The following is a 25911-nucleotide window of genomic DNA, read 5'->3' on the forward strand; positions in this document are numbered from 1 at the left end:
CGTTGGCTTTTCGAATAAAAAAGCTTTAAATTTGGATACCATAATTTACCCTACTGTATGCAAAAATACATTATTCATCCTGATACACATGCTAAATTAATATCATCTACAAAAGATTTTTTTCATTTTGAAGACGGTAGCGAGTTGCCTGTTTTTAATGGGATTCCAGTTCTTTTTGGATCGGAATCTATGTTCTGTTACGAGGATATTTGCAAAGCCAAAGTGACTACTCAAAATGGGGCTCATTTAGACACCTCAAACCTGAAGAATTATATCCGTAGAAAAATGTTACCTGCTTTATGTGCTGATTTTAACATGGATCAGCGGTATGCTGAACTAGCAAAAAGGTTGGCTAAAGGCAGTAAAGTGCTTATTGTAGGTGTGGGTGAAAAAGCTACTTATTATAAAAATATTTTCAGTGATTGTGAGGTTATAACCACTGATGTTCATGCTACTTTTAAACCCGATTACATTTTTGACGGGCATTATGTCCCGTTTGAGAATACTTGTTTTGATCTTGTTTTGGCGGCACAAGTTATAGAGCATACTTTGAATCCGTGGCTTTTTTGTGAAGAATTACAAAGGGTTACCAAAATAAATGGTTTTTTGCAAATAGAAGCTCCACAATCATTTCCATATCATGCTGAACCCTATGATTTTTTTAGATTTACTTTTACTGGTATGCGAAGTTTGTTTCGGGAATGTGCTGTTGTTACCACTGAAATTACGGAGGGAAATGCAGCAAATGTAGCGGTTACGGTATCTAATTTTTTTATCAATACATCTTCTACTAGATGGGTAAGAAGTGCGTGGTTGTTAGTCACTAGATTGACATTAGGATGGATGAAATATCTAGACCGCCCGAAAGTTAGTCTTACCAGACGATCCGTTTCAATGCCAAAAGGGTATGCGTTTACTTTTCAAAAAGATTCTCAGCCCCGATCTTCAAAAGACTTATTAACGGAGTTCTATCAATTAAAAAAATGAGACTTCTTGTAATAACTCATGTTCCTCATGTTCCTCGAGACGGGCATTATTATGCCTATGCTCCTTATGTTAAAGAAATGAATTTGTGGTTTAAATATTGTGATACGGTAACGATTGTTGCTCCTTTACAAAACGAAACGCATACAGTAATTGATACTTTTTACGCACACAATAGATTACAATTTGTACCTGTAGTACGTTTTGATGTGCTTCATTTTAAGAGTGCATTGCTGGCTTTTTTAAAAATTCCAAAAATTTGCATCCAGCTTTTTAAAGCAATGCAAAAGGCAGATCATATTCACTTACGCTGCCCCGGAAATATGGGTTTGTTGGGAAGTTTTGTTCAAATATTTTTTCCTAACACCCCAAAAACAGCTAAGTATGCAGGCAATTGGGATCCAAATGCAAAACAACCTTGGACGTATCGATTGCAAAAGTGGATTTTGAATTCTACTTTCTGGACCAAGAACATGAATATTTTGGTGTATGGTGAATGGAAAAATACCAGTTTAAATTGCAAACCTTTTTTTACAGCTAGTTATTCAGAAAACGAAATAGTTCCACTTGAACTATGGAGCCCAAATACTGCCTTTACGTTTGTCTTTGTGGGTGCATTGGTACCGGGGAAAAATCCTCTTTACGCCATAAAACTTATCGAAAAATTACTATATCAAGATTGTAGTGTTACTTTAAAAATCTATGGTGACGGACCTTTAAAAGTTTCTTTAGAAGAGTATATTAATACTAATAATTTGTCTCAATGGATTACCTTAATGGGGAATCAAAGTAGTGAAGTGGTAAAAAATGCCTATCAATCCAGTCATTTTGTGATATTACCATCAAATAGTGAGGGTTGGCCCAAAGCCATTGCCGAAGGGATGTTTTGGGGTTGTATTCCACTGGCAACTGCTGTATCTTGTGTTCCAAATATGTTAGATTTTGGCAAAAGAGGAGTTTTGCTTACCATGCAATTAGAGCAGGATAGTAAAGAGATTTTTGCTCTTTTACAAGATGCAACTAAGCAAGAAACACAACGCAAAGCGGCAGCTGATTGGTCCAGAGCATATACCATAGAGCGTTTTGAAAACGAAATCCAATTGCTTTTACATCCATGAGAATCATACAACTTATAGATACACTTGCTGCTGGTGGAGCTGAACGAATGGCTGTGAATTATGCTAATGCACTCAACACAAGAATAGATTTTTCGGGGATTGTATGCACGCGTCAGGAAGGACCATTGCGAGAGCATATTGGATCTAAAACCGCTTATTTTTTTTTAAACAAAAAAAGAACCCTTGATTTTAAAGCTATTTGGGCTTTGCGCCAATATGTTACTCAACATAATATTGAAGTCATTCATGCGCATAGTACTTCCTTCTTTTTAGCTTTTATGGTAAAACTGTTACGTCCTTCTTTGCAGTTGGTTTGGCATGATCATTATGGAGATAGTGAGTTTTTAAAGGCTAGACCCACACTGGCATTGCGGTTAGCCTTGCCATTTTTTAGTGGGATTATCGCAGTAAACCAAAAATTAAAAAATTGGGCTGAAACTAAAGGGTTTGGTAATAATGTTATTTATTTAGAAAATTTTACTACGCCCCAAAAGCTCGAGCAAAGCACAAGTAAGTTACATGGTGAAGTGGGAAAACGAATTGTATCTTTAGCTAATTTGCGGCTTCAAAAAAATCATGCTCTACTTTTAGAAGTTGCAGTATTAGTCCAGAATTCCCATCCTAACTGGACCTTTCATCTTGTTGGGAAAGACTTTAATGATGATTATTCGAATAATTTAAAAAAAAATATTGTAGCTCTTAATCTTGAGAAAACCGTTTTTATCTATGGAACAAGAAGTGATGTTTCAAATGTTTTACACCAAGCTACAATTGGGATATTAACTTCATCTTCTGAAGGGCTAGCTCTCGCTTTGTTAGAGTATGGTACTGCAGGCTTGGCCACCGTTGTAACTGATGTCGGGGAAAATGGAGCAGTAGTTAGCAATGGTGAAAATGGGTATCTCGTAGATCAAAATTCAAAAAGATTCTATGAAAAACTACTGCTTTTGATGCAGGATGAGGTAAAACGAAGTACTTTTGGCGCAAAGCTGAAAGAAACTGTTCATGCAAAATTCTCAGAGGAGCATGTGATTTCACGTTATTTAAGTTGGTTGGAAAAGCGCAATACATGAAAAAAGAAGATAGATCCTATTTGTTTTTAATTGTCTTGCATGTTGTAATTGGCATGCTGATATTTATGCTTCCTTTTGTGGCTAAAATTTATGGTTTTGCCATTTTTGTAGTAGGTGCTTATTACATTATCAAAACTCAAAATGTAAATAATGAATGCTTAAAAGTTGCCGCTTATGTTGTGGGTAGCGAAATCATTTTAAGAATGACAGGAGGTAATATATCCTATGAGTTTTCAAAATATGAAGTTATTATTTTTTTGTTTTTAGGCATGTATTTCAAGGGGTTTTCGCGATCTGCTTTTCCGTATTGGATTTTTTTACTGTTACTCATTCCTGGTGTAATCATGGCCACCTTTGTTCTTAATTTTAATTCGAATATAAATAATGCTATTGCGTTTAACATTTCTGGTTCTGTTTGTTTGGCTTTTGCCTCTTTATATACCTATCGGAGAAAAATAAGTTTGGAACAAATGAATTCCATTCTTCTTTGTGTGGGATTACCTATCTTGAGTTGCACGGTTTATCTTATTTTTTATACCCCTAATGTTAGGGATGTAATTACAGGTACAGCTTCTAGTTTTGAAACATCAGGAGGTTTTGGGCCTAATCAAGTTGCTACTTTTCTAGGCCTTGGAATGTTTATCTTTTTTTCGAGAATTATTTTAGAGTCAAAGAGCACTTTTTTGGTAATACTTAATTTAATAGTAGCCTTAAATATTAGTTACAGGGGTATGGTTACTTTTTCAAGAGGAGGTATGATTACTGGGTTTTTAATGATTATCATGTTGCTTCTGTTTTTATATTTCAAATCAAATGGAGCGGGAAAGGTTAAATTGAGTTATATATTTATTATTATTTCACTTGCTATGATGGCTATTTGGTCTTACTCTTCCTATCAAACAGGTGGACTTATTGATAAACGTTATGCCAATCAAGATGCGGCAGGAAGATCCAAAGAAAGTCAGTTTACCGGAAGAGAAGATGTGGCTCAAAACGAAATTAATATGTTTTTTAAAAATCCGATATTGGGCGTTGGGGTTGGAAAAGGAGTAGAAATTCGGGAACAGGAAATGGGGATTAAAATAGCGTCACATGATGAAATAACTAGAATGCTTGCTGAGCACGGATCCTTAGGCCTGGTAGGATTATTAATTTTACTAGTTACACCTTTTGTTTTATTTGTTGAAAACAAGTTTAACATGTATTTAATTTGTTTTGTAGTGTTTTGGTTTCTTACAATTAATCATGCAGCCATGCGTACTGCCGCACCTGCGTTTATATATTCTTTGGCATTGTTAAATGTGCAACTACGCCCTTCGTCAAGAGACGAAACACAATGAAGTGTGTGTTTACATCATAGTTACTATTTCATTCTTTTCTTTATGTTGTAGTATTCTTTTGCTTTTTTTGAGTTGCTATTTTTGTTAAAAAAATACCGATTTTCTAAAATTATCTGCTCTTAAAAGTACTATCTTGCAGTACCAATCATAAATACCACTTATGTTTTCCATTGGCAAAATACACTTTGAAATTTCAGAGCGAAAGTTAATTTTACGACTTTTTGACGTTCTGTTTGTTTTGACAGCCTTATATCTATTGGGTCAGTTTTTGGTGTTTGATTATTTTAGTATTTCAACAACTAATTATTATTGGACAATAGTCCTTGCAGTGTACATCAATTTCTTTGGTACCATTTTCGAAATGTACAATTTGCAGGTAGCAAGCAATCAATTTCAAGTTTTAAAAAGTACTTTAATTACCGCCTCTGTTACTGCGCTGGTATATCTGTTAACCCCTTTTTTCTCGCCTGTTTTACCAAGTAGTAGGCTTCAAATCTTATTGTTTTTCAGTGTTACTTTCCTCTCTTTATATGCTTGGCGCATCTTGTATGTTGTTTTTTTAGCTTCTACTAGATTTTATCAAAATGCAGTTTTAATTTGTGACCAAAAACGAGTTCAAGAACTTATAGATGGTCTTGAAGATATTGACCCGCATTATAAAATTTTAGGGTATGCTAATGTTTCACAACCTGATACAGAAAGTAAACATTACAACTATGTGCCTGAAATCACGGCCAATGATCTGTTGCAATTTGTCAAAGAAAATAAAGTATCTGAAATTGTTGTGGCTACAAATCATGAAGAGGGTATGGATACTATCTTGTATCAAAATTTACTTCATGTTTTAGAGTCGGGAACAGTAATTAGAGAATACACTCAAGTATACGAAAGTAAAACCCAGCGTATTCCTATTCAGTACATGGAAAAAGATTTTTACCGCTGCTTTCCTTTTAGTCGAAGCAATCATAACAAGTTGTATTTATTAATTGTGAGATTCTGTGAGATTGCAATTGCTTTGTTAGGTGTTTTTATTGGTTTGTGTTTGATTCCATTTTTGTTGATTGGAAATAGTTTGGGTAACAAAGGGAGTTTATTTTATTTTCAAGAACGAGTTGGAAAAAATGGAGTAGTTTTTCAAATCTTGAAATTTCGTACAATGATTGAAAATGCTGAAAAAAATGGTGCTGTTTTTACCACGATAAACGATTGTCGTGTTACTGCTTTTGGTAAATTTTTAAGAAAAACTAGAATTGATGAATTCCCACAATTTATCAACATCCTAAAAGGCGATATGTCAGTTATAGGTCCGCGTCCGGAACGTCCTGTTTTTGTCAAAGAAATAGGAGCTATAATGCCATTCTATGATACTCGTCATATTATAAAACCGGGCCTTACGGGTTGGGCACAGGTTAATTATTCCTATGGCGATACCATATCAGATAGTGTTATAAAGTTGCAATATGATTTGTATTACATCAAGCACCGCAGTATTTACCTAGACCTTAATATAGTGTTTAAAACCATTACAACCGTTTTGTTTTATCGCGGGCAGTAAATTATAATTATGATTGAAGCCTTAGATAATAATTGGAATTTTTCGTTTGTTTTGAATGGCAATTCTAACTAAAATGATTCCAGAAGTTACAAGTAATGGCAACACAAGAATAAGATGAACTTTGTTGATCATTATTACCAGATAAACCAGTAAGCAAAGGAGGTTAAAAAGAGCAAGTCTATAGATCTCTCTTTTATTTTTTCTCCAAAAAAAGAATAAAAAGCCAAGTAGCGTAGGATTAAATAGCAAAATATTATAATTATTTGCTAGTTCAAGATGCAAGGAATAGAACCATGCAAAAGTGAAAAATAACCCAATACAAGCCATGATACTCAAGAAAAATAAATTTACAAATCGCTTGTTGAGTGCCACTATAAAAAAAAGTAAAGCGAAATAAGTGTAAGGATTGTTCCAATACGAAAACGGAGCTTCCTGGTTGAGTGAAAGCAGTGTTTTAGTTTCTGTTACAATAGGTTTGGTTTGGTATTTAATTTTTTTCAAGCTTTCCAATAATTGAAAGGGTAAAAAAAGTTGTGTTCCTAGTTGATCTACTTTGGTTCCAAAAATGATACTTGTTCCTAGTTTTTCGTAAAAGTGATTTTGAAAATAGGGAAACAAAATAGCTCTGTATGTCTCGTCTTGGTGGGATTTATTTACAATTAGTTTCGTTTGGAGCGTTTTATTGATCAAATCAACCACCATTGAGGTGCAATTTTTATCTATAAATTTGTAGGTGTAATAGCTAGATCCTGATGTAAGGGACTCGTTCAAGGCATTAAATATATCTTGTTTTTGGGCGGTAGAGAGTTGTAGTTCTTGTTCAAAAACAGCTCTTTCTTCATATTGATATTGAGATATAAATTCGGAAAATGTATGGACTGCAGCAAAATATTGCAAGTCTCCTTTTACAAATTTCATAACAAAATTTGGGGTTTGAAAATCAAATGCACCATAATTATAAACCAAATCCAAAGCATTTGCTGGATCTTGTATGCGAAGTGCTGTGTGTCCAAAAAGGGAATACGACTCGTTTCCAGTGCCACAAGTAAGCACACTAATCTTGCAATTATTTGATAAAGCAGTATTTTGACTGAAAACCCATTGAGATGCGATTAAAAAACAAAGTAAAAGTGCATTTTTTTTAATCATTGATGCTAGCATGTTCATGTAGTTTAGATGGATTTGTAGTAATGAAACAGAAAACAAATATAAAAATAATAAGCTTTGACCTCTTTTTTTTGTTCAAAACAAACTTGAAAACCTTTACAAAATTAATAATCTGTCAAGAAATTTTAATTTCTAAACATGCTTAAGTCAACCTTTAAGGAAAAGATATTAGAATACAAAGCCGTGCTTTGATTGCCAATATCTGTCAAAGCATAATCTATTTGAATGCCTTTGTACTTGAATCCTAATCCCACATTAGGCTGAAAACCTACTTTTTCACTACCGTCAAGTTGCATTACGTTTTGAAAATTCCCCATTCCAGTTCGGATAAAAACCAAATCGGTATAGCCAAATTCTAGTCCTACAGCAGGATCTATACTAATGCCATCTGTTGAAATCAAATCATTTGTTTTAGCAAACCGCATGTTCATATTAACCGCCGCTTCAATACTGTAATCGTATCTAAATGTTACTTTTTTTGCAAGTCCTAGTTGGACTTTTGGTGCAGTAATTTCGGCGCTTTCGGGCAATTCTTGGTTTTCACCTGGAATAGCATTCGCAATTTTTTGGTATTCTTTTTCATTGATATCCCATACGTTGTAGGTAGTGGTAAGATCTCTAACCATCAATCCAAATTGCCAGTCGTTTTTTTCAAATTGTATTCCAGCATCAAAACCAAATCCCCAAGAATTGGCAAATTTCCCTATGATACGCCGAATTATTTTCGCATTAATCCCATATTGAAATCCGGGCACGGGTAGCTTTCGAGCATACGAAAATGTAAAGCCATAATCAGCTGTTGAAAATAAGCTGATTCTATTGTAGTCAATATTTCCTTCGCTATCAATAAGTTCAGTAGTGTTCAAAATATCATCCACCCCAAAACGGATCAATGAAATTCCCCATGCACTGCGTTCGTCAATAGGACTTGCGTAGGCTAGATAATCGTATTGAGCAATATTGGCAAAATAATTGGCATGCATAAATGAGACTTGATGGTCCTCAAGAGCCACAAGTCCCGCAGGATTCCAGTATCCAGAGTTTACATCTTTTGTAGAGGCCACGACCGTATTTGATCGGCCTAGTGCCGCAGCATCAACACCAATATTCATAAACTCGTTAGAATATTTTCGAACTGTTTGACCGCTAACAATGGCGCTTGTGCAAAGTGCCAGCAGTAAAAGACTTTTTTTCAAGTATATGGTTTTTATGTAGTGCTATTTTTTATCAAAAATAGAATTTTTTAATGAGCTGCATGCTATATGTAAACTGAATTATAACGTTAATGCACTTGTAATAGTATGACAGGTATTGGTAAAATAATTTTAATAAATGTGTAGCGTTATTATTTATAGCTACTCTTTTAAAAAAAAACGTGTATTTCATAGACATATTGTACTAAATTTGTCCTACTAATTTATAACGCTCCACAGATGATGCTTAAAAAACACATTCCTAATATTATCACATTACTCAATCTTTTTTCTGGTTGTATTGCGCTTGTTTTTGCTTTTCATCAAGATTTTAAAATGGCTTTCTTTTTTGTTTGCCTAGGGATTTTTTTAGATTTTTTTGATGGTTTTTTTGCTCGTTTGTTCAAGGTGTCTAGCCCATTAGGGTTGCAACTTGATTCATTAGCTGATATGGTTACAAGCGGTGTAGTACCAGCGGTGGTTATGTACCACATGATGATTAGTAATTTAAGTACTGCGGCAGCTGCACCATGGCAGTATTTTCCTTATTTAGGTTTTATAATTGCGCTAGGTTCTTGCTATAGATTGGCTAATTTCAATATAGACACCCGTCAATCCGATTCTTTTATAGGTCTTCCCACACCAGCAAATGCACTTTTTATTTTAAGTTTACCTCTTGTATTAGCAAGTACTGATTCATTAATTGTAATTGAATTACTAACTAATGATTGGTTTTTATTAGTAATCACACTATTGAGTGCTTTCATGCTTAATGCTGATATTCCCCTGTTTTCATTGAAAATTAAAAAGTTTAGCTTTAGAGAGAATGCATTACAAATAGTATTTCTTGTAGTTTCACTTTGCCTTATGCTATTTTTCGGGTTTCTAGGAATTCCGTTGTTAATTACTTTTTATATCCTTCTTTCTGTAATTCAAAATAAATTTTTACAAAAGTAATTTTTGTAATGAGAAAAAAAGTCAGCACAAGAAAGCATTCGTACAATAGAACGACGACTAGAAAAACGAAGCGCTCTAAAAGCAATCTTTTTTGGTGGTTTTTAGTTGTTTGTTTTTTTGGTCTAATTTTATATCTAGGCTATCATTATAGAGGAGGTCTTGCGTATTATTTGGGATTAAAATCCAATAAAATAAATTCACAAACTGCCGAAGAAAAGCGAATTTCTGATATAAGAAACGTTCAAGTTCTTGAAAAAAGTAACGGAAAAAGTGTGGGTATAGATGTTTCTGAATACCAAGGAAAAATAAGTTGGTCTTATGTTGATACGTTAGAGCAGCAATATCCCATTCAATTTGTATTTATAAGAGCCACGGTGGGAAAAGATCGAAAGGATAGAAAATTTGATCAAAATTGGGCTGGCGCCAAAAAAAATAAAATGATTCGAGGAGCCTATCATTATTACCGTCCCAATGAAAATTCAATAGAGCAAGCCCGACTTTTTATAAAGACGGTTAACCTGCAAAAGGGAGATTTACCTCCAGTGGTTGACCTTGAAAAGCTTGCAAAAAATCAATCTATTCAAAATTTAAAACTTGGTTTGAGAAGATGGCTGCAGGCGGTTGAAGCGCATTATCAAGTAAAGCCCATCATTTATACCGGAGAACGTTATTATGATGATTTTTTAAAAGAGGAATTTAGTGACTACCTTTTTTGGATAGCCAATTACAATTTTTATCGAGAAGAGATGAAAGACAATTGGCTGTTTTGGCAATTTACAGAGAAAGCCACGGTACCAGGAATAAAAGGCAATGTAGACGTAAATATTTACAACGGAGATTTACAACAATTACAACACATTACCCTAGAAGAGTAGCCGTAAAGACAAATTAATTTTATTACCGAGATTAAAATTCTAACTTTCTTTTTCTCAATTCAAAATTTTGACCAAGATACACTCTACGTACCATTTCATCTTCTACTAATTCTTCAGGAATTCCTGCTTTAAGAATACCACCTTCAAACATTAAGTAGGTTTTGTCAGTAATAGCAAGAGTTTCTTGTACGTTGTGGTCTGTGATTAAAATACCAATATTTTTGTTTTTCAATTGCGCCACAATTCTTTGAATATCTTCTACCGCCACTGGATCTACACCTGCAAAAGGTTCATCTAATAAAATAAATTTAGGGTCGGTGGCTAAACAGCGTGCAATTTCGGTTCTGCGTCGTTCTCCACCCGAAAGTAAATCACCACGGTTTGTACGAATGTGTTCTAGGCTAAACTCTTCAATTAAACTTTCCATTTTAGCTTCTTGTTCTGCTTTTGAAAGTTTAGTCAACTGCAATACACTGAGGATGTTATCTTCAATGCTTAATTTTCTAAAAACCGATGCTTCTTGAGCAAGATATCCTATGCCTTGCTGTGCACGCTTGTACATAGGATAATCTGTTATGTTTAAATCGTCTAAAAAAATATTTCCCGAATTGGGTTTAACCAATCCTACTATCATATAAAATGAAGTGGTTTTTCCAGCGCCATTTGGTCCCAGTAAACCCACAATTTCGCCTTGATTTACCTCTACAGAAATCCCTTTTACTACGCTTCTACCTTTGTAGGTTTTAATTAAATTTTCGGCTCTTAATTGCATTTACATTATTTGTTTAATGGGTTTGTAGTCCACTGGAAATGGGTACTTTCAAATTATTTAGTTGATTTATTCTTTTTGATTTCTAAAAAAAAAGCTGTTTAAGAAATTATTATTTAGCTTCGTTTTCTTCTAATGCTTCCCAAAATTCATAAGCTCTACGCAAATGAGGAACAACAATAGTACCGCCTACAAGTGTAGCAATTCCCAAAGCTTCCATCATTTCTTCCTTAGTAACGCCTTCTTTGTGGCTTGTTTCTAAATGGTATTTAACGCAATCATCACATCGCAATACAGCTGATGCTACAAGACCTAGTAGCTCTTTTGTTTTTACATCTAATGCGCCAGCAGCATAAGCATTGGTATCAAGATTAAAAATTCTTTTTACAATTTTATTGTTATCTGCTAGTAATTTTTCGTTCATTTTTGAACGATACTCATTGAATTCTTGAATGATATCAGCCATTTTGTTTGTTTTGATTTTTTACTACTATTTTTGATATAAAAATACTTGCTTCATAAATGATTAGCATAGGTATGGTTACTATAATTTGACTCACTACATCTGGCGGTGTCACAATTGCTGCCACAAAAAGAATAATAATTACGGCGTATTTCCAATATTTTCTTAAAAACTCAGGAGTGACAAGACCTACCTTAGTCAAGAAATAAATGATTATGGGTAACTCAAAAAATAAGCCACACGCTATAACACTAGTTTTTACCATGCCTATATAAGAATCTATACTAAACTGGTTGATCACTACATTGCTTACTGTAAATGTAGCAAAGAAGTTGACAGACATGGGAACTATTACGTAATATCCAAAAAGAACACCTATAAAAAACAGCATAGAAGAAGAAAAAATAAACAATTTAGCATGTTTTTTTTCTGATTCATACAAGGCAGGACTGATGAATTTCCAGACTTCCCAAAGAATAAAAGGGAAAGAAAGAATGAAACCTGCCGTGACGCAAGACCAAATAAGTACATTTATTTGTCCTTCCATATTTGTGTTTTGGATAATAAACGGCATTTCTTTAACACAAATCAATTCCGAATTTCCCAGCTGACTGGATAAATCACAAAAGAATCTATACGTTATAAAATCAGCTTTTGTAGGTCCAAAAATAATGACATCAAATATATAATCACTGATTAAAAATGCAACAGTAGCAAGAATTAATACGGCTATAGTGCTGCGTACCAATAACCATCTTAACTCTTCAAGATGGTCTAAAAACGACATCTCGTTTAGATTTTTTTTTGCCATTATACTATTCCTTCTTTTAAAATATCATGTAAATGTAACACTCCTTTATAAACTCCTTCATCAACAACAACAAGCTGGGTAATGGTAAAATTTTCCATAGTGTTCAAGGCATCAACCACCATAGCATCAGAGGTTGTGATTTTAGGATTTTTAGTCATAATATCACTTGCAGTTAGCTCTGTAAAGGTATCTCTTTCGCTCAACATTCTGCGTATATCACCGTCAGTAATTATTCCTATGACAATCTCATTCTCTACAACAGCTGTAACGCCCAAGCGTTTTTCTGAAATTTCAAAAATAACTTTTTTTATGGATGTATCGGGGGTTACAGCAGGTTTTAAGCTGTGTTCTAGCATATCTTTTACGCGCAGTAATAATTTTTTGCCTAGAGCGCCTCCTGGATGGTAAACTGCAAAATGCTCTGGTTTAAAATCGCGGAGTTCCATTAAGCATACCACAAGTGCATCACCCATTACAAGTTGTGCGGTTGTACTGTTTGTAGGTGCTAAATTATTAGGGCAAGATTCGGCATCAACAGTAGTGTCTAAAACATAATCAGCACCTTTTGCTAAGAATGATGCTGTATTTCCGGTGATTGCAATCAATGTATTTCCAAAACGTTTTAGTAATGGAACGAGCACTTTTATCTCAGGACTATTGCCACTTTTTGAAATACAAATAATGACATCCTCATGTTGTATCATGCCTAAATCACCGTGAATAGCTTCTGCGGCGTGCAAAAACAATGATGGTGTTCCAGTAGAATTGAAGGAAGCAACCATTTTTTGTGCTATTATCGCACTTTTACCTATTCCTGTAACAACCAGCCTTCCTTTAGAATTGAAGATTGCGGTTACTGCATTGACAAAGTTTTCATCCAGATAATCAGTGAGTTTTGCTATTGATTGGCTTTCAGATAAAATGGTTTTTTTGGCACTAGCCAATATATTTTCTTTTGAATTCAAAACAGAATAATTAAAATTTGTAAGTGTAAAAGAAATTTGTACCTTTAGATATTGCAAATTTATACAAAATACCACGTAATAAAGAATGAATTCAAACGAAATTGACATACACAAAGAATTAAAGAAGTATTTTGGCTTTAGCCAATTTAAGGGATTGCAAGAGCAGGTGATTAAGAGCATCCTTAATCAGCAAAATACATTTGTGATAATGCCTACTGGTGGAGGAAAATCACTTTGTTATCAATTGCCAGCTTTAATTCAAGAGGGAACTGCAATTGTGGTTTCGCCTCTTATTGCATTAATGAAGAACCAAGTCGATGCTATACGAAGCCTTTCTTCAGAGAATGGTATTGCGCATGTATTGAATTCATCGTTAAATAAAACGGAGATTACTCAGGTAAAAAAAGATATTTCATCAGGCTTAACCAAGCTTTTGTATGTGGCTCCCGAGTCTTTAACAAAAGAAGAATATGTGACTTTTTTAAAAAGTGTCACCATTTCATTTGTTGCCATTGATGAAGCACACTGTATTTCAGAATGGGGTCATGATTTTAGACCCGAGTATAGAAATCTAAAACACATCATCAAGCAATTGGGTGATGTACCTATTATAGGACTTACGGCTACGGCTACGCCAAAAGTACAAGAGGATATTTTGAAAAATTTGGATATGTCTGATGCGACAACTTTTAAAGCCTCGTTCAACAGACCAAATTTATATTACGAAGTACGTACAAAGACAAAAAATATAGAGTCGGACATCATTCGATTTATAAAACAACACAAAGGAAAATCAGGTATTATTTATTGCTTGAGTCGAAAAAAAGTTGAAGCAATTGCCGAAGTTTTGCAAGTTAATGGTATATCTGCTGTTCCCTACCATGCCGGTCTAGATGCTAAAACTAGAGCCAAACACCAAGACATGTTTTTAATGGAAGATGTTGATGTTGTGGTTGCAACTATTGCTTTTGGGATGGGTATTGATAAGCCCGATGTTCGGTTTGTGATTCACCATGATATCCCTAAATCACTTGAAAGTTATTATCAAGAAACGGGTCGCGCGGGTCGTGATGGAGGAGAAGGACACTGCCTAGCCTACTATTCTTATAAAGATGTAGAAAAACTTGAGAAATTCATGTCTGGCAAACCAGTTGCCGAACAAGAAATTGGTTTTGCATTGCTACAAGAAGTCGTGGCTTACGCCGAAACGTCTATGTCTAGACGAAGGTTTTTATTGCATTATTTTGGGGAAGAGTTTGATGAAGTAACTGGCGAAGGAGCTGATATGGATGATAATGTACGTAATCCTAAAACAAAAGTTGAAGCCAAAGATCAAGTTGTACAGCTCTTGCAAGTAGTTCGGGACACCAAACATTTGTATAAATCAAAAGAAGTTGTTTTTACATTAATAGGACGTGTCAACGCCGTAATTAAAGCACATAGAACCGATACGCAATCTTTTTTTGGTTGTGGTTCAAATCACGATGAGAAATATTGGATGGCATTGTTAAGACAGGTTTTAGTTGCAGGATTTTTGTCTAAAGATATTGAGACTTACGGTATTGTAAAAGTTACAAACAACGGATTGAATTACCTTGAAAATCCGCAGTCTTTCATGATGTCTGAAGATCATGAATACAATGAAACGGTTGACGAAGCAATAGTAACAGCAGCCAAATCGACAGGTGTTGCCGATGAGGTTTTAATGGGGATGTTACGAGATTTACGTAAAAAAGTGGCTAAGAAAATAGGAGTTCCTCCATTTGTAGTTTTCCAAGACCCATCACTTGAGGACATGGCTTTAAAGTATCCTATAACACAAGATGAGATGATTAACATTCATGGAGTGGGTGAGGGTAAAGCTAAAAAATACGGAAAAGATTTCTTAGAATTGATAAGTCGCTATGTTGAAGACAACGACATTGTAAGACCAGAAGATTTAGTAGTTAAATCAACTGGAGTAAACTCTGTAAATAAGTTATACATTATTCAAAACATAGATAGAAAATTGTCCTTAGATGATATTGCCTCTGCCAAGGGGATAAATATGGATGCTTTGTTGAAAGAAATGGAACAGATTGTCTACTCAGGGACTAAATTGAATATCAAGTATTGGATTGATGAAATGCTTGATGAGGATCAACAAGAGGAGATTCACGATTATTTTATGGAATCAGAGTCAGATAATATTGAGGCAGCTCTAAAAGAATTTGATGGAGATTATGATTTAGATGAATTGAGATTAATGCGCATCCAATTTATTAGTGAAGTAGCTAATTAATTTCATAAGATATTTCTTTGACTTATCTGTATTTGTGATGTTGATATTGTTATTTTTACCTCTGTATCCATGAAAATGGGCTACAGCCTTTTTGTAATATAATTTTAATGTTAAAGTTATTTCTATTTTAAAGAGGGTATGTAAATTGCTTTATTTCCAATGTTCGGGTAAATCTTTTTCTTCATCAATGTCAGATAATTTATTCAAAGTAGAGAAAGATAGGTTTAGATTTTGAAAATCTGATATTGTGTCCATATATACAGTATCAGTGCTCCAGGTTTTATTATTGAAGACTGTTTCATGAAATTGGTTCATTCCTAATAGATAATACCCACCATCAAATGTTGGGCCTATAACGGTTTCATTCGTTTCTAATGCTAAAAACGCTTTTTCAATAATGTCAGAGGTGAGTTCATAACAATCACTCCCAATAATACAAACCGATTCATAACCTAAGTGAAAAATCTCTTGAAAAGCATGTGCCATACGTTTGCCTAATTCATCACCATCTTGTACTTTTTTGTGAAACGAACCCGCATTCCATTGGTCCTCTACCGTAATTGATTCTGAATAGAATACAAATTTGTCCGCATTAAGAGGAGTAACAATTTCTTGGGTGTGCACTAATAATTTTTTGTAAATGTAAAGTGCTTTTTCGTTACCAATAGTCTTGGCAAGTCGTGTTTTGACTTTTCCTAGTTCAGGATTTTTAGTAAAAAGAATGATAGCTTTTTTGTTTTGCATAAAAAGGTAATAATTAAAGCTGCAGTACTAAGAATACTGCAGCTTTATCGTGTTTAGCAACATCCGCCTCCGTTGTAGTGAAACGTTGATTCGCTTATAAAAATATCACTTCTGTTTAAATCGGTTAGTGCTTGTGCTGTTTTGTCACAGACTGCTAGAGGCTGATTTTTCATCAAGACATGTCCTTTTTTATCATCAAAATAGTCGTCTTTGCCATAAAAAATAGCTGCTTTTCCTGTAAATACACATGGTCCATCGCTAGGCATAGGATCTTTTATAGCACAAACTTCAATACTCTCAATGAAAATTAATTCATCGGTAGCATAATTTTCAGGATCTAAAATACGATATGGTTTTCGACCTCTAATTTCTATAGTTCCAAAACCTACATCGGTCAACATTTTAATATACTCCTTGATTGGGATGCTTCCGCTCAAACAAAGTGCTCTTAAATGGTCATCATTTTTAAGAGTTTCGTTCATTTCTTGTTCACAGGTTGGATCACTCATTACCAATCTTCCGTGAGGTTTGAGTACTCGATACATTTCTTCAAGTGCTTTTCTTAAATCATCAGTTTTAAAAATATTGAACAAGCAATTTTGAGCAGCAATATCAATACTTTCGTTTTCGATAGGTAGGTTTAATGCATCTCCTTTTTTTAATTCGACAAATTCACTTTTGAACCAGTCGTTTTCCTGCTCTGCAATTTTAAAATTTTGTTTGGTTGCTTCCAGCATTTCATCAACAACATCAACACCAATCACGCCACCTTTTTGACGCGAAAAATATGAGAATTGAAGCAATTCCATACCGCCACCTACGCCTACATATAATATTTTTGGATTATTGATTAAGTCTTGAGCCGAAATGGTACTACCACAACCATAATTCATTTCTTGCATTATTTTTGGAATTTCTAAGCCAGGAAATTTCCATATTGGTGTTGTTGTACAGCAAAGTCCCACATCGGGTGTAAGAGCCGCATCTCGGTATAAATTTACTGTTGCGTCTAAATAATTTTCCATATTTGTTACTATAAGTTTTTTTCTTTTAAAATGGTATTCCATGTAATTGAGGCAAGAATAGTTGCTGTTATAGGCGCTACAATATACAACCATTGTGAGTTCATATTACCAGAAACTAGCGCAGGTGCCAGAGATCTAATGGGATTCATAGAGGCACCACATATAGGTCCAGCGAACATGGCTTCGAGTAATACAACGCCTCCAATGGCAATGCCAGCAAAAGGAGCATGTTCTTTGTTTCCTAAGGCTACGGTTAAAATGACAAGCATTAAAATAAAGGTCAAAATGAACTCTAATACAAAAGATTGACCGTCAGTGCCAGATGGAATTGTTCCGCCTAAGCCACTATTCTTTGGGAATAATAATTTGAGTGTTGTACTAGCTGCTAATCCTCCTAAAATTTGAGAAATCAAATAAAAAGGCAATTTTTTTAATGGAAGTATTTTCAAAAAAGCGAATGCAATACTTACGGCTGGATTCATGTGTGCTCCAGATATTTGTCCGAAACCATAAATTAACCCCATTACAATTAACCCAAAAGTGATGCAAATGCCCACATGTGTAACTGTACCACTTGTCTCTTGATTGATGATAATAGCACCAGTACCGCAAAACACGAGTATGTAGGTACATAAAAATTCGGAAATATTTTCTCTCATAGTTTCGTTTTAAGCAACAGCACCACCACAACTGCTACCAGAACCTGCGGTACAGCCATAACAATGATTGTTTACAATAATCTTCCTGTTTAAAAGGGCATTTGAATCAAAATTACTAATGTGTTGCGCGTCTTTGCAAGTAACTTTTAACTCTAGCATTTGATTGAAATCACAATCATAAATATAACCGTCCCAACCTATAGAGATGGTATTTCTACACATCACATTTTGAGCAGCCAAAGGGTTAAAAGCATCAATGAGTTTCGTCATGTAATCTTCATAATTACCTGACGAAATCAAATAATCTAAGTATCTGCTCACAGGCAGATTAGTTATAGCAAATAGATTGTTAAATTCAATTCCAAAATCCTTTTGCAAAGCTGTTTTGTATTCTTTTTCCAATGCATTTTGGTCAGGTGGTAAAAATGCTCCTGCCGGATTGTACACCAAATTCAGTTTTAAACCTGAATCAGCTTTGCCGTACCCCACTGCATTGAGCATTTTTAAAGCTTTTATTGAGCTTTCAAAAACGCCATCACCTCTTTGTTTGTCGGTTCTATTTTTAGAATAAAACGGTAATGACGAGATAACTTCTATTTGGTGTTTTTTGAAAAACTCTGGTAAGTCGTTGTATTTTTTATTAGCAGTGATGATAGTCAAGTTACAACGCACATACATTTGAATTCCAAGTTTACTCACTTCTTCTATAAACCATCTAAAATTAGGATTCATTTCTGGTGCGCCACCAGTCATGTCTACTATTTTAAAGTTAGGATTGACTTTTAAAACTTCCAGAATAAGTTCCATCGTTTCTTTGGTCATGATTTCTTTTCGATCAGGACCAGCATCTACGTGACAATGCTTGCAGACTTGGTTGCACATTTTACCCAAATTAATTTGAAAAATTTCCAAACTTGTAGGTTGAAGTGGGCTTAGGCCAATAGTTTGTAATTGCGTTTTAAACGGGGTAAACACATCTGGGTTTTGTTCTAGAACGTCTATTTGATGTGCTGCTTTAGAAAGTAGGTTTTCATTTGCTTTGAGAGACTTTAATTTAATTTTTACAAATTCGCTCATAAACTAATTTTCTTGACTTTATTCATCATTTGTACTCCGTGTACTAAACTTGCTCCACCTCGAATGGCTGCTGCAACATGTACAGCCTCCATCATTTGTCCTTCGCTATACCCTTTTTCATAGGCGTCAGAACTATAAGCATCAATGCAATACGGACATTGAACGGCATGCGCTACAGCAAGTGCAATTAGAGATTTTTCTCTAGCTGTTAATTCACCTTCTTTGAAAACTTCTCCGTAATAGCCAAAGAATTTTTCGCCCATTTCTTTTTGAAATTCAACGATGTTACCAAATTTTTTTAAATCGTCTGAGTTGTAATAATTTTTGTCCATGTGTATTTTTTAGTTTTTAAAGTTTTCTAGAAATAAACTCCAATCGTATTCGTTATACTCTAGTTTAGGATTTACATTTCCGGGTATGATTTTTAAATCTTGGCAAATTTTTAAAATTCCTTTTTTGTCTCCAAAATCTCCACGGAACCAGCTCATCAAAACAGGAACTCGCAAGATGTTTTTCTCTTTATCATAACTTGCGTCACCCGTTAAATAACTTTTTGTGGCCACGTCAAGTTGCTGATTGATTTTTTTTGGATCATAAAAAAAGATTGGTGGACAGCTTTTGGCACCGCAATTCAAACTAAAATGGATGCGGTAATCTAATTTGTCAACACGGAATTTTTTTTCAAGTTTTGGTGGAAAAACTTTATTCAATTTCCCCACACTGTACTGAACACTTGATCTTCTTAAAAAAACATGTTCTATATCGTCAAGGCTCAATTCGTAGCCCGCAAGTACAAATTGCTTTGATGTGAAAAAAGCACTTCGGCTCTTGTATTTTTCGGGATCTTTTTTCAAAGCGTAATTTGTAAATCCATTGTAAAGATTTATGAAGAATGCTTTTTTAAGATCGTCATTTGTAAGTTGATTAATTAAGTCTGTTTCATTTGCATTTGCAATTAGCGTAACAAATTCTTCGGTATTGCCTTCTCCAAATTTTGCTGCTTCAATAAAGTCTTGTGAAATTTTTACGTAGTCTTTTGGTTGTGCTATAAGTATTTGGGTAAAACAAAGTAATATTAGTAGGTTTTTCATAGCGTGGCTTTTTGTAAATTTATTATTATTTACGAAATTTACCAACAATAGTTTTTTTTAACATGACATATTTAGCACAAATTTCACAATCAGCTGATTTTTTAATTTCTAAAGGAATTTTAAATCCAGAGGTAGGCGTAGTACTTGGGACGGGCTTAGGAAAATTTTTAGATTATTTGGTAGTAGAACAAGAAATAGATTATGCTGATATTCCGCATTTTCCGGTCTCTACTGTTGAGTTTCATAAAGGGAAGTTGCTCTTTGGATCTATTGGTTCTAAAAAAGTAATTGCAATGCAAGGCCGTTTTCATTTATACGAAGGATACACTTTACAGCAAGTTACTTTTCCTATTAGAGTTCTGCAAAAATTAGGTATTAAGCATTTGTTGTTGAGCAATGCTGCAGGCGGAATCAATAAAGACTTCAAAAAAGGAGATTTAATTTTACTTGACGATCACATCAATCTACAAGGTGGCAGTCCGCTTTCGGGCTTGAATAGTTTTGAATACGGTGGTATTTTTCCAGATATGAGTGCACCTTATGATGAAACGCTAAATAATATCTTACTAACCGAAGCTAGTAAAATTGAATTGTCACTAAAAAAAGGAGTGTATGCTTCAGTTTATGGGCCACAATTAGAAACTAGGGCAGAGTATCGTTATCTTGGTAGAATTGGGGCAGATATGGTAGGAATGAGTACTACGCCCGAGGTTATTGTAGCCAATCAATTAAAATTGCCTTGTGCTGCCGTAAGTGTAATTACAGATGAATGCGACCCTGATCATTTAAAACCTGTTGATATTGCCGAAATTATTGCAATAGCTGGTAAATCAGATGAAAAATTGAGTCAGTTGTTCTTTGAAACCATTCACAGTATTGTCTAGTATTATTCGACATACAATTCGCCGCGATGTGGTTTTAATGCATCACGCACTTGAATCATATGTGCATCAGTAACCACCATAAAGGCTATAGCTTGCATTTCACCCTGAATTTCGAATCCTGTGATTTGCAAAGGTAATTTTTCAATTGCAATGTATTCCTTGAGATGAATTTCATGGTGTTCTGCAGTTTTTGCAGCACTAGGACCACGAAAATCCCAAATTAATTTTATTTTACGAGACATGTATTCTTTTTTTTGAACTTGTTTTGATGTCAAAGTTACGAAGTCTATTTCTAAAATGAATTTATTTTTTTAGTTTCTAAATCGTGGATAGTGGTAGTTCCTTGTCCTTTTGACTGTAAAAAAATGCTACTTTTGTACCCTAATATTTTGGATGCTGCTTCTATGTAACATCCAATGTTGATTTTATAAAAATGCCTCAAGAACTTTCACTACAAGTAACTCCAGAAATAGCTGCAAATAATGATTTGCTCAAAAATCATTTGGCAAAGCAAATTAAAGTTGCAGCTGAAGATGTGCAACATGTTTCTATTTTAAAAAGATCTATTGATGCCCGACAAAAAGCAATAAAAATTAATCTCAAAGTAGAAATTTTTACAAAAGGAGAAGTAATTGACGAAAGAAGATTCACCATGCCTGATTTTCCTAATGTAGCAAATGCACAGGAAGTATTGGTAGTAGGAGCTGGACCAGCAGGACTTTTTGCAGCTTTACACTTAGTAGAATTAGGACTAAAGCCTATTGTTGTTGAAAGAGGGAAAGACGTTCGCGGCAGAAGAAGAGATTTAAAAGCGATAAATCGAGACCATATTGTCGATGAAGATTCTAATTATTGTTTTGGCGAAGGTGGCGCAGGAACCTATTCTGATGGGAAATTGTATACCAGATCTAAAAAAAGGGGCGATGTCAATAGAATATTAGAACTGTTTGTTGCTTTCGGGGCTTCTCATGACATACTTGTAGATGCACACCCACACATTGGTACCAATAAATTGCCTCAAATTATTCAGGATATTCGTGAAAAAATTATTGAATGTGGAGGTCAAGTTTTGTTTGAAACAAGAGTTGCTGATATTTTGGTAAAAAACAATGAAGTTCAAGGGATTGTTACGCATAAAGGAGATACTATTCTTGCTAATAAATTAATCTTAGCCACGGGACATTCCGCTCGTGATATTTTTGAACTATTAGATCGAAAAAAGATTTTTATAGAAGCTAAACCTTTTGCTTTAGGTGTTCGCGCAGAACATCCTCAAACTTTAATTGATAGTATTCAGTACAGTTGTGATTATAGAGGAGAACATTTACCTCCAGCACCTTACAGTATTGTCAAGCAAGTTGCAGGCCGTGGTATGTATTCTTTTTGTATGTGTCCAGGAGGTGTAATTGCTCCTTGCGCAACTAGTCCCGGCGAGGTGGTAACAAATGGTTGGTCACCATCTAAAAGGGATCAGGCTACCGCCAATTCTGGAATTGTAATTGAGTTGCAGTTGGCCGATTTCAAACCTTTTGCGAAGTATGGAGCACTAGCTGGAATGGAATTTCAAAAAAGTATAGAACAACGTGCATGGCACCTTGCAGGAGAAAGTCAAAAAGTGCCAGCGCAACGCATGATTGATTTTACTCAAAAAAGAGTATCATCAGATATTCCAAAAACATCGTATGTACCTGGAACAACGTCTGTAGAGTTGGGTCAGGTATTTCCAAGTAATTTAACGCACATTTTGAGAGAAGGTTTCTCAGAGTTTGGTAAATCAATGCGAGGTTATTTAACTAATGAGGCTATTCTTCACGCACCAGAGTCACGAACTTCATCACCCGTGCGCATACCAAGAGATCCTATTACTTATGAACATCTACAAATAAAAGGTTTGTACCCATGTGGCGAAGGAGCGGGATATGCGGGAGGAATTATTTCGGCTGCAATTGATGGTGAAAAATGCGCCCAGATGATTGCTCAGGTTTTAAAAAACTCACATTATTTTGACTCTTACTAGATTATAAAGCTAATAATAGGTGTAAAGCTTACTAAATAGTAGCCTCTATTGCAGTTATTAATATAAATTTTGTTCAAGTTGAACTTATTCAACTTGTTAGTGGTAAAAGTATTTTACTTTTGAGTAATCGATTGCATAATGTATTCGATGAAAACAATTTAATACTACCATTATGAATAAAATTTTATTTTTTCTAATATTTATTTGCTGTACTTTACAGACAACTGCTCAATCAGTTGCAATTAACCTTGCCCAAGGCTGGCAAGAATCTATATTTGTGCAGTGGGCTCCTGTTACAAATGCCAGTAGTTATAATGTATACTATACAGGCGCAGGACTTTCTAATGTTAAAATTGACTCTCAATTAATTAGAAGCTACGGTAGTTATATGAGAGCCGATGTATTGGGTTTGGCACCCGGTTCGTATACAGTAAGAGTAGCTCCAGTTGTATCTGGAATTGAAGTTGCAGGGACAACAACTGCTAGTTTAATGGTAACAGCTCAAGATAGAACTGGTTTTTCATTTTCTAATTCAAGAGTTCCCGGAGGTTATAAAGCTAATGGAACACTAAAAGACAATGCTGTAGTTTTGTACGTAACACAAAACACTAAAAATTCAATTTCTGTAAATGTTACTGGAGCAACAACAAATCCATGTGTTGGTTTACAAAATATTTTGAATGGTTTAAAAAAAGGTCAAGAAACTAGACCTTTTGTTATACGATTAGTAGGTAATATTACAGATCCAGCAGTTCTTGAAGGTGGTGATATTGCTATAGAAAACGCAAAAAATACTTCAAGTTTTATAACTTTTGAGGGAGTTGGAAACGATGCAGTTGCAAATGGCTGGGGTATTCGTATTAAAAATGCAACTAATATTGAAATTCGTAATATAGGTTTTATGCTCACTAATGCAAGTGAAGGTGATAATGTTAGCCTGCAACAAAATAATGATTATGTATGGGTACATAATTGTGATTTGTTTTATGGTTCGGCAGGAGGAGATGCTGATCAAGCTAAAGGTGATGGCGCTATGGACTGTAAGAAATCTACATACATAACTTTTTCGTATAATCACTTTTGGGATTCTGGTAAATCTAATCTTTTAGGTCTTAGTGAAGGAACCACTGCGGGACTTTACATTACATATCATCACAATTGGTATGATCATTCAGATTCACGTCATCCAAGAGTACGTTTTTATTCTGCCCACGTTTATAATAATTATTATGATGGAAATTCTAAATATGGAGCAGGTTCTACACTTGGTTCATCTGTATTTATGGAATCCAACTTTTTTAGAAATTGTAAATACCCAATGCTTACATCAATGCAAGGGTCTGATATTTTTGGTGGCTTAGAAGGAACATTCTCAGGTGAAGCTGGTGGAACAATAAAGGCGTTTAACAATGTTATGAGTGGACAAACACGTTTTGTAGCCTACGACCAAGCTACTAATCCTAGAGAATTTGATGCCATTGTAGTTTCAAGTAGGAGCCAAACAATTAGCAGTACTATTACGTCAAAATTAGGTTCGAATTCTTATAATAATTTTGATACAAATACATCCATAATGTATTCATACACTGCTGATAGTCCCGAAGTGGCTAGAACAAAAACAATACAATTTGCTGGACGCGTTTCTGGCGGGGACTTTAAATGGACTTTTAATAATAGTGTAGATGACATTGCAGATGCTGTAAATGCTCCATTAATGGCAGCTTTAAGAGCGTATACAAGTAAACTAGTGTCGGTTCAAGGTGAGTCAAGTCCCCCAGTAACTACCAATACTCAAACTCTAATAGTATCTAGTAATGCAAATCAAACAGTAGTTTCTGGAAATGCAATAGTACCCATTGTTTTTACGTGGGGCGGTTTAGCAACAGATGTAAATGTAGCTAATTTACCCGTGGGGCTAACTACAGTAAAAAATACTACAGCAAAAACAGTTACAATATCAGGAGTACCTACGGGCTCTAGAACTTTTACAGTTTCAACTTTAGGTTCTTCTGGAAGTTCAGTAACTATTACAAGTACTGTAAATGTGACAACTTCAACTTCACCTACAACAGGTACAATAGTTCATAATTTTACTACATCTGGTAAAACAAGTTCATTTTATACTATAACTGGAAATTTAAACTCAACGCCTGGATTAGTTTCTTACGCGGGATTGATTTTAACAGGTAGATTAAAAATGGAATCAAGTACAGCAATTACTTTTACAACTTCCGCAGCTGCAAATGTAACATTGGTTTTTGATACTAACTTTTCAGGAACTGTTTTGGTAAACAATGTCTCAAGAACTGCTGTAGCTGGTATAGTTACGGTTTTATTGCCAGCTGGAGTTAATACTATTTCTAAAGGGTCTACAGCACAATTGTATTATATTGCTACTAGTTATGGTGCTTCATTACGATTAGCAGAAAAAACTTTATCAGATAATGTTATATCTAACACTATCATTACTTACCCTAATCCGGTAGTTGATATTTTGACTATTGAAAGTAGTCAAGACGTATTGCGTTTAGAAGTTTATGACATCAATGGAGTTCTTGTAAAAGAAGTTTCCAACAGTAAAATAATTGACATGAGTACGTGTAGTGTAGGTACGTATTTTGTTAAGATATCCACGAATACAGGTTCAACAAATAAAATTATCATTAAAAAGGGATAAATAGAAAGTGTTGTGGTTGAAAATAAAGTATGATTATTAGATATTTAATTTTTTCACGGAGATGAAAATTCCGATCAGATGATTGCGAGCACTTTAACTTTGTTTAGATGAAATATTTATTAATGATCGGATTTAAAAAAGTTTTTTCTTAACTTTAAATTTTTGCTACTTATCAGTGTTTTCTTG

General features: G+C 34.6%; 24 protein-coding genes. 11 read left to right on the plus strand and 13 right to left on the minus strand.

From position 1 onward, the window contains the following. The first annotated feature begins 57 nt into the window (after positions 1 to 57). The 5 genes from FPG59_RS00465 (at position 58) to FPG59_RS00485 (ending at position 6070) form a co-directional block, all read left to right on the plus strand. Positions 58 to 987, plus strand: a complete 930-nt coding sequence (locus FPG59_RS00465) for a methyltransferase domain-containing protein (protein ID WP_086452659.1) — start codon at positions 58 to 60, stop codon at positions 985 to 987. Beyond that, the gene (locus tag FPG59_RS00470) at positions 984 to 2102 is read left to right on the plus strand and encodes a glycosyltransferase family 4 protein (protein ID WP_086452660.1); all 1119 of its coding nucleotides are present in this window, start codon (positions 984 to 986) and stop codon (positions 2100 to 2102) included. The genes FPG59_RS00465 and FPG59_RS00470 overlap by 4 nt, the downstream gene beginning before the upstream one ends. Next, positions 2099 to 3175 (plus strand): glycosyltransferase, encoded by a 1077-nt coding sequence (locus FPG59_RS00475; protein WP_086452661.1) that lies wholly within the window; start codon positions 2099 to 2101, stop codon positions 3173 to 3175. Before FPG59_RS00470 ends, FPG59_RS00475 begins: the two co-directional genes overlap by 4 nt. After that, the gene (locus FPG59_RS00480) at positions 3172 to 4515 is read left to right on the plus strand and encodes an O-antigen ligase family protein (protein WP_086452662.1); all 1344 of its coding nucleotides are present in this window, start codon (positions 3172 to 3174) and stop codon (positions 4513 to 4515) included. The genes FPG59_RS00475 and FPG59_RS00480 overlap by 4 nt, the downstream gene beginning before the upstream one ends. A gap of 160 nt (positions 4516 to 4675) precedes the next feature. Beyond that, complete coding sequence (locus FPG59_RS00485) at positions 4676 to 6070, plus strand: sugar transferase (RefSeq protein ID WP_086452663.1); 1395 nt, start codon at positions 4676 to 4678, stop codon at positions 6068 to 6070. Positions 6071 to 6091: 21 nt separating this feature from the next. On the opposite strand, the gene FPG59_RS00490 is transcribed toward FPG59_RS00485, so the two are convergent. Then, on the minus strand, positions 6092 to 7231 hold the full coding sequence (locus FPG59_RS00490; RefSeq protein WP_086452679.1) for a DUF4105 domain-containing protein: 1140 nt from the start codon (positions 7229 to 7231) through the stop codon (positions 6092 to 6094). A 131-nt stretch (positions 7232 to 7362) separates the two neighbouring features. After that, positions 7363 to 8349, minus strand: a complete 987-nt coding sequence (locus FPG59_RS00495; protein ID WP_086452680.1) for a PorV/PorQ family protein — start codon at positions 8347 to 8349, stop codon at positions 7363 to 7365. A 321-nt stretch (positions 8350 to 8670) separates the two neighbouring features. Between FPG59_RS00495 and FPG59_RS00500 the strand changes: the two genes are divergently transcribed. After that, positions 8671 to 9387: a phosphatidylcholine/phosphatidylserine synthase gene (locus FPG59_RS00500; RefSeq protein WP_086452664.1), complete on the plus strand. Its 717-nt coding sequence runs from the start codon at positions 8671 to 8673 to the stop codon at positions 9385 to 9387. Between the two features lie 8 nt (positions 9388 to 9395). Next, complete coding sequence (locus FPG59_RS00505) at positions 9396 to 10262, plus strand: glycoside hydrolase family 25 protein (RefSeq protein WP_086452665.1); 867 nt, start codon at positions 9396 to 9398, stop codon at positions 10260 to 10262. A gap of 31 nt (positions 10263 to 10293) precedes the next feature. Here the strand turns inward: FPG59_RS00505 and lptB are convergent, their stop codons facing one another. The 4 genes from lptB to FPG59_RS00525 all read right to left on the minus strand — a co-directional run bounded on the left by lptB (position 10294) and on the right by FPG59_RS00525 (position 13270). Beyond that, on the minus strand, positions 10294 to 11034 hold the full coding sequence (gene lptB, locus FPG59_RS00510) for an LPS export ABC transporter ATP-binding protein (RefSeq protein WP_086452666.1): 741 nt from the start codon (positions 11032 to 11034) through the stop codon (positions 10294 to 10296). A gap of 109 nt (positions 11035 to 11143) precedes the next feature. Beyond that, positions 11144 to 11497 carry a carboxymuconolactone decarboxylase family protein gene (locus FPG59_RS00515; protein WP_086452667.1) on the minus strand — a complete coding sequence of 118 codons (354 nt, stop codon included), beginning with the start codon at positions 11495 to 11497 and terminating at the stop codon, positions 11144 to 11146. After that, on the minus strand, positions 11490 to 12305 hold the full coding sequence (gene tatC / locus FPG59_RS00520; RefSeq protein ID WP_086452668.1) for a twin-arginine translocase subunit TatC: 816 nt from the start codon (positions 12303 to 12305) through the stop codon (positions 11490 to 11492). The genes FPG59_RS00515 and tatC overlap by 8 nt, the downstream gene beginning before the upstream one ends. After that, on the minus strand, positions 12305 to 13270 hold the full coding sequence (locus tag FPG59_RS00525; RefSeq protein WP_176330669.1) for an SIS domain-containing protein: 966 nt from the start codon (positions 13268 to 13270) through the stop codon (positions 12305 to 12307). The genes tatC and FPG59_RS00525 overlap by 1 nt, the downstream gene beginning before the upstream one ends. Before the next feature lie 85 nt (positions 13271 to 13355). Here FPG59_RS00525 and recQ point away from each other — a divergent pair, with 85 nt between their 5' ends. Further along, on the plus strand, positions 13356 to 15551 hold the full coding sequence (gene recQ / locus FPG59_RS00530; protein ID WP_086452669.1) for a DNA helicase RecQ: 2196 nt from the start codon (positions 13356 to 13358) through the stop codon (positions 15549 to 15551). Positions 15552 to 15701: 150 nt separating this feature from the next. Here recQ and FPG59_RS00535 read toward each other — a convergent pair whose 3' ends face one another. The 6 genes from FPG59_RS00535 to FPG59_RS00560 are packed head-to-tail and all read right to left on the minus strand — an operon-like array spanning position 15702 to position 20147. Further along, positions 15702 to 16295: a TIGR04282 family arsenosugar biosynthesis glycosyltransferase gene (locus tag FPG59_RS00535; RefSeq protein ID WP_086452670.1), complete on the minus strand. Its 594-nt coding sequence runs from the start codon at positions 16293 to 16295 to the stop codon at positions 15702 to 15704. A gap of 53 nt (positions 16296 to 16348) precedes the next feature. After that, on the minus strand, positions 16349 to 17320 hold the full coding sequence (gene arsM, locus FPG59_RS00540) for an arsenosugar biosynthesis arsenite methyltransferase ArsM (RefSeq protein ID WP_086452682.1): 972 nt from the start codon (positions 17318 to 17320) through the stop codon (positions 16349 to 16351). An 8-nt stretch (positions 17321 to 17328) separates the two neighbouring features. After that, positions 17329 to 17979: an aquaporin gene (locus tag FPG59_RS00545; RefSeq protein ID WP_086452671.1), complete on the minus strand. Its 651-nt coding sequence runs from the start codon at positions 17977 to 17979 to the stop codon at positions 17329 to 17331. Positions 17980 to 17988: 9 nt separating this feature from the next. Further along, entirely contained in the window at positions 17989 to 19056 is a 1068-nt protein-coding gene (gene arsS, locus FPG59_RS00550; protein ID WP_086452672.1) for an arsenosugar biosynthesis radical SAM (seleno)protein ArsS, read from the minus strand. After that, a complete protein-coding gene (locus FPG59_RS00555; protein ID WP_086452673.1) occupies positions 19053 to 19388 on the minus strand; it encodes an arsenosugar biosynthesis-associated peroxidase-like protein in 336 nt (111 codons plus the stop codon). Before FPG59_RS00555 ends, arsS begins: the two co-directional genes overlap by 4 nt. Before the next feature lie 9 nt (positions 19389 to 19397). Beyond that, positions 19398 to 20147, minus strand: coding sequence for a DUF547 domain-containing protein (locus FPG59_RS00560; protein WP_086452674.1), 750 nt, complete (start codon positions 20145 to 20147; stop codon positions 19398 to 19400). 62 nt (positions 20148 to 20209) lie between these two features. Between FPG59_RS00560 and FPG59_RS00565 the strand changes: the two genes are divergently transcribed. Next, positions 20210 to 21031 carry a purine-nucleoside phosphorylase gene (locus FPG59_RS00565; protein WP_086452675.1) on the plus strand — a complete coding sequence of 274 codons (822 nt, stop codon included), beginning with the start codon at positions 20210 to 20212 and terminating at the stop codon, positions 21029 to 21031. Between the two features lie 2 nt (positions 21032 to 21033). Here the strand turns inward: FPG59_RS00565 and FPG59_RS00570 are convergent, their stop codons facing one another. Beyond that, the gene (locus FPG59_RS00570; protein WP_086452683.1) at positions 21034 to 21273 is read right to left on the minus strand and encodes a hypothetical protein; all 240 of its coding nucleotides are present in this window, start codon (positions 21271 to 21273) and stop codon (positions 21034 to 21036) included. Positions 21274 to 21464: 191 nt separating this feature from the next. Between FPG59_RS00570 and FPG59_RS00575 the strand changes: the two genes are divergently transcribed. Both FPG59_RS00575 and FPG59_RS00580 read left to right on the plus strand, forming a co-directional pair. Then, complete coding sequence (locus FPG59_RS00575; RefSeq protein WP_086452676.1) at positions 21465 to 23048, plus strand: NAD(P)/FAD-dependent oxidoreductase; 1584 nt, start codon at positions 21465 to 21467, stop codon at positions 23046 to 23048. A gap of 172 nt (positions 23049 to 23220) precedes the next feature. After that, positions 23221 to 25725 carry a T9SS type A sorting domain-containing protein gene (locus FPG59_RS00580; protein ID WP_086452677.1) on the plus strand — a complete coding sequence of 835 codons (2505 nt, stop codon included), beginning with the start codon at positions 23221 to 23223 and terminating at the stop codon, positions 25723 to 25725. Positions 25726 to 25911: the final 186 nt, after the last annotated feature.

This window comes from Flavobacterium sp. FPG59 (assembly GCF_002150205.1).
Lineage (GTDB): Bacteria > Bacteroidota > Bacteroidia > Flavobacteriales > Flavobacteriaceae > Flavobacterium.

Bases quoted from the DNA above. Each gene is read 5' to 3' on its own strand.
- FPG59_RS00465 (WP_086452659.1), top strand. From the start codon at position 58: ATGCAAAAATACATTATTCATCCTGATACACATGCTAAATTAATATCA.
- FPG59_RS00470 (WP_086452660.1), top strand. From the start codon at position 984: ATGAGACTTCTTGTAATAACTCATGTTCCTCATGTTCCTCGAGACGGG.
- FPG59_RS00475 (WP_086452661.1), top strand. From the start codon at position 2,099: ATGAGAATCATACAACTTATAGATACACTTGCTGCTGGTGGAGCTGAA.
- FPG59_RS00480 (WP_086452662.1), top strand. From the start codon at position 3,172: ATGAAAAAAGAAGATAGATCCTATTTGTTTTTAATTGTCTTGCATGTT.
- FPG59_RS00485 (WP_086452663.1), top strand. From the start codon at position 4,676: ATGTTTTCCATTGGCAAAATACACTTTGAAATTTCAGAGCGAAAGTTA.
- FPG59_RS00490 (WP_086452679.1), bottom strand. From the start codon at position 7,231: ATGCTAGCATCAATGATTAAAAAAAATGCACTTTTACTTTGTTTTTTA.
- FPG59_RS00495 (WP_086452680.1), bottom strand. From the start codon at position 8,349: ATGAATATTGGTGTTGATGCTGCGGCACTAGGCCGATCAAATACGGTC.
- FPG59_RS00500 (WP_086452664.1), top strand. From the start codon at position 8,671: ATGATGCTTAAAAAACACATTCCTAATATTATCACATTACTCAATCTT.
- FPG59_RS00505 (WP_086452665.1), top strand. From the start codon at position 9,396: ATGAGAAAAAAAGTCAGCACAAGAAAGCATTCGTACAATAGAACGACG.
- lptB (WP_086452666.1), bottom strand. From the start codon at position 11,034: ATGCAATTAAGAGCCGAAAATTTAATTAAAACCTACAAAGGTAGAAGC.
- FPG59_RS00515 (WP_086452667.1), bottom strand. From the start codon at position 11,497: ATGGCTGATATCATTCAAGAATTCAATGAGTATCGTTCAAAAATGAAC.
- tatC (WP_086452668.1), bottom strand. From the start codon at position 12,305: ATGGCAAAAAAAAATCTAAACGAGATGTCGTTTTTAGACCATCTTGAA.
- recQ (WP_086452669.1), top strand. From the start codon at position 13,356: ATGAATTCAAACGAAATTGACATACACAAAGAATTAAAGAAGTATTTT.
- FPG59_RS00535 (WP_086452670.1), bottom strand. From the start codon at position 16,295: ATGCAAAACAAAAAAGCTATCATTCTTTTTACTAAAAATCCTGAACTA.
- arsM (WP_086452682.1), bottom strand. From the start codon at position 17,320: ATGGAAAATTATTTAGACGCAACAGTAAATTTATACCGAGATGCGGCT.
- FPG59_RS00545 (WP_086452671.1), bottom strand. From the start codon at position 17,979: ATGAGAGAAAATATTTCCGAATTTTTATGTACCTACATACTCGTGTTT.
- arsS (WP_086452672.1), bottom strand. From the start codon at position 19,056: ATGAGCGAATTTGTAAAAATTAAATTAAAGTCTCTCAAAGCAAATGAA.
- FPG59_RS00555 (WP_086452673.1), bottom strand. From the start codon at position 19,388: ATGGACAAAAATTATTACAACTCAGACGATTTAAAAAAATTTGGTAAC.
- FPG59_RS00560 (WP_086452674.1), bottom strand. From the start codon at position 20,147: ATGAAAAACCTACTAATATTACTTTGTTTTACCCAAATACTTATAGCA.
- FPG59_RS00565 (WP_086452675.1), top strand. From the start codon at position 20,210: ATGACATATTTAGCACAAATTTCACAATCAGCTGATTTTTTAATTTCT.
- FPG59_RS00570 (WP_086452683.1), bottom strand. From the start codon at position 21,273: ATGTCTCGTAAAATAAAATTAATTTGGGATTTTCGTGGTCCTAGTGCT.
- FPG59_RS00575 (WP_086452676.1), top strand. From the start codon at position 21,465: ATGCCTCAAGAACTTTCACTACAAGTAACTCCAGAAATAGCTGCAAAT.
- FPG59_RS00580 (WP_086452677.1), top strand. From the start codon at position 23,221: ATGAATAAAATTTTATTTTTTCTAATATTTATTTGCTGTACTTTACAG.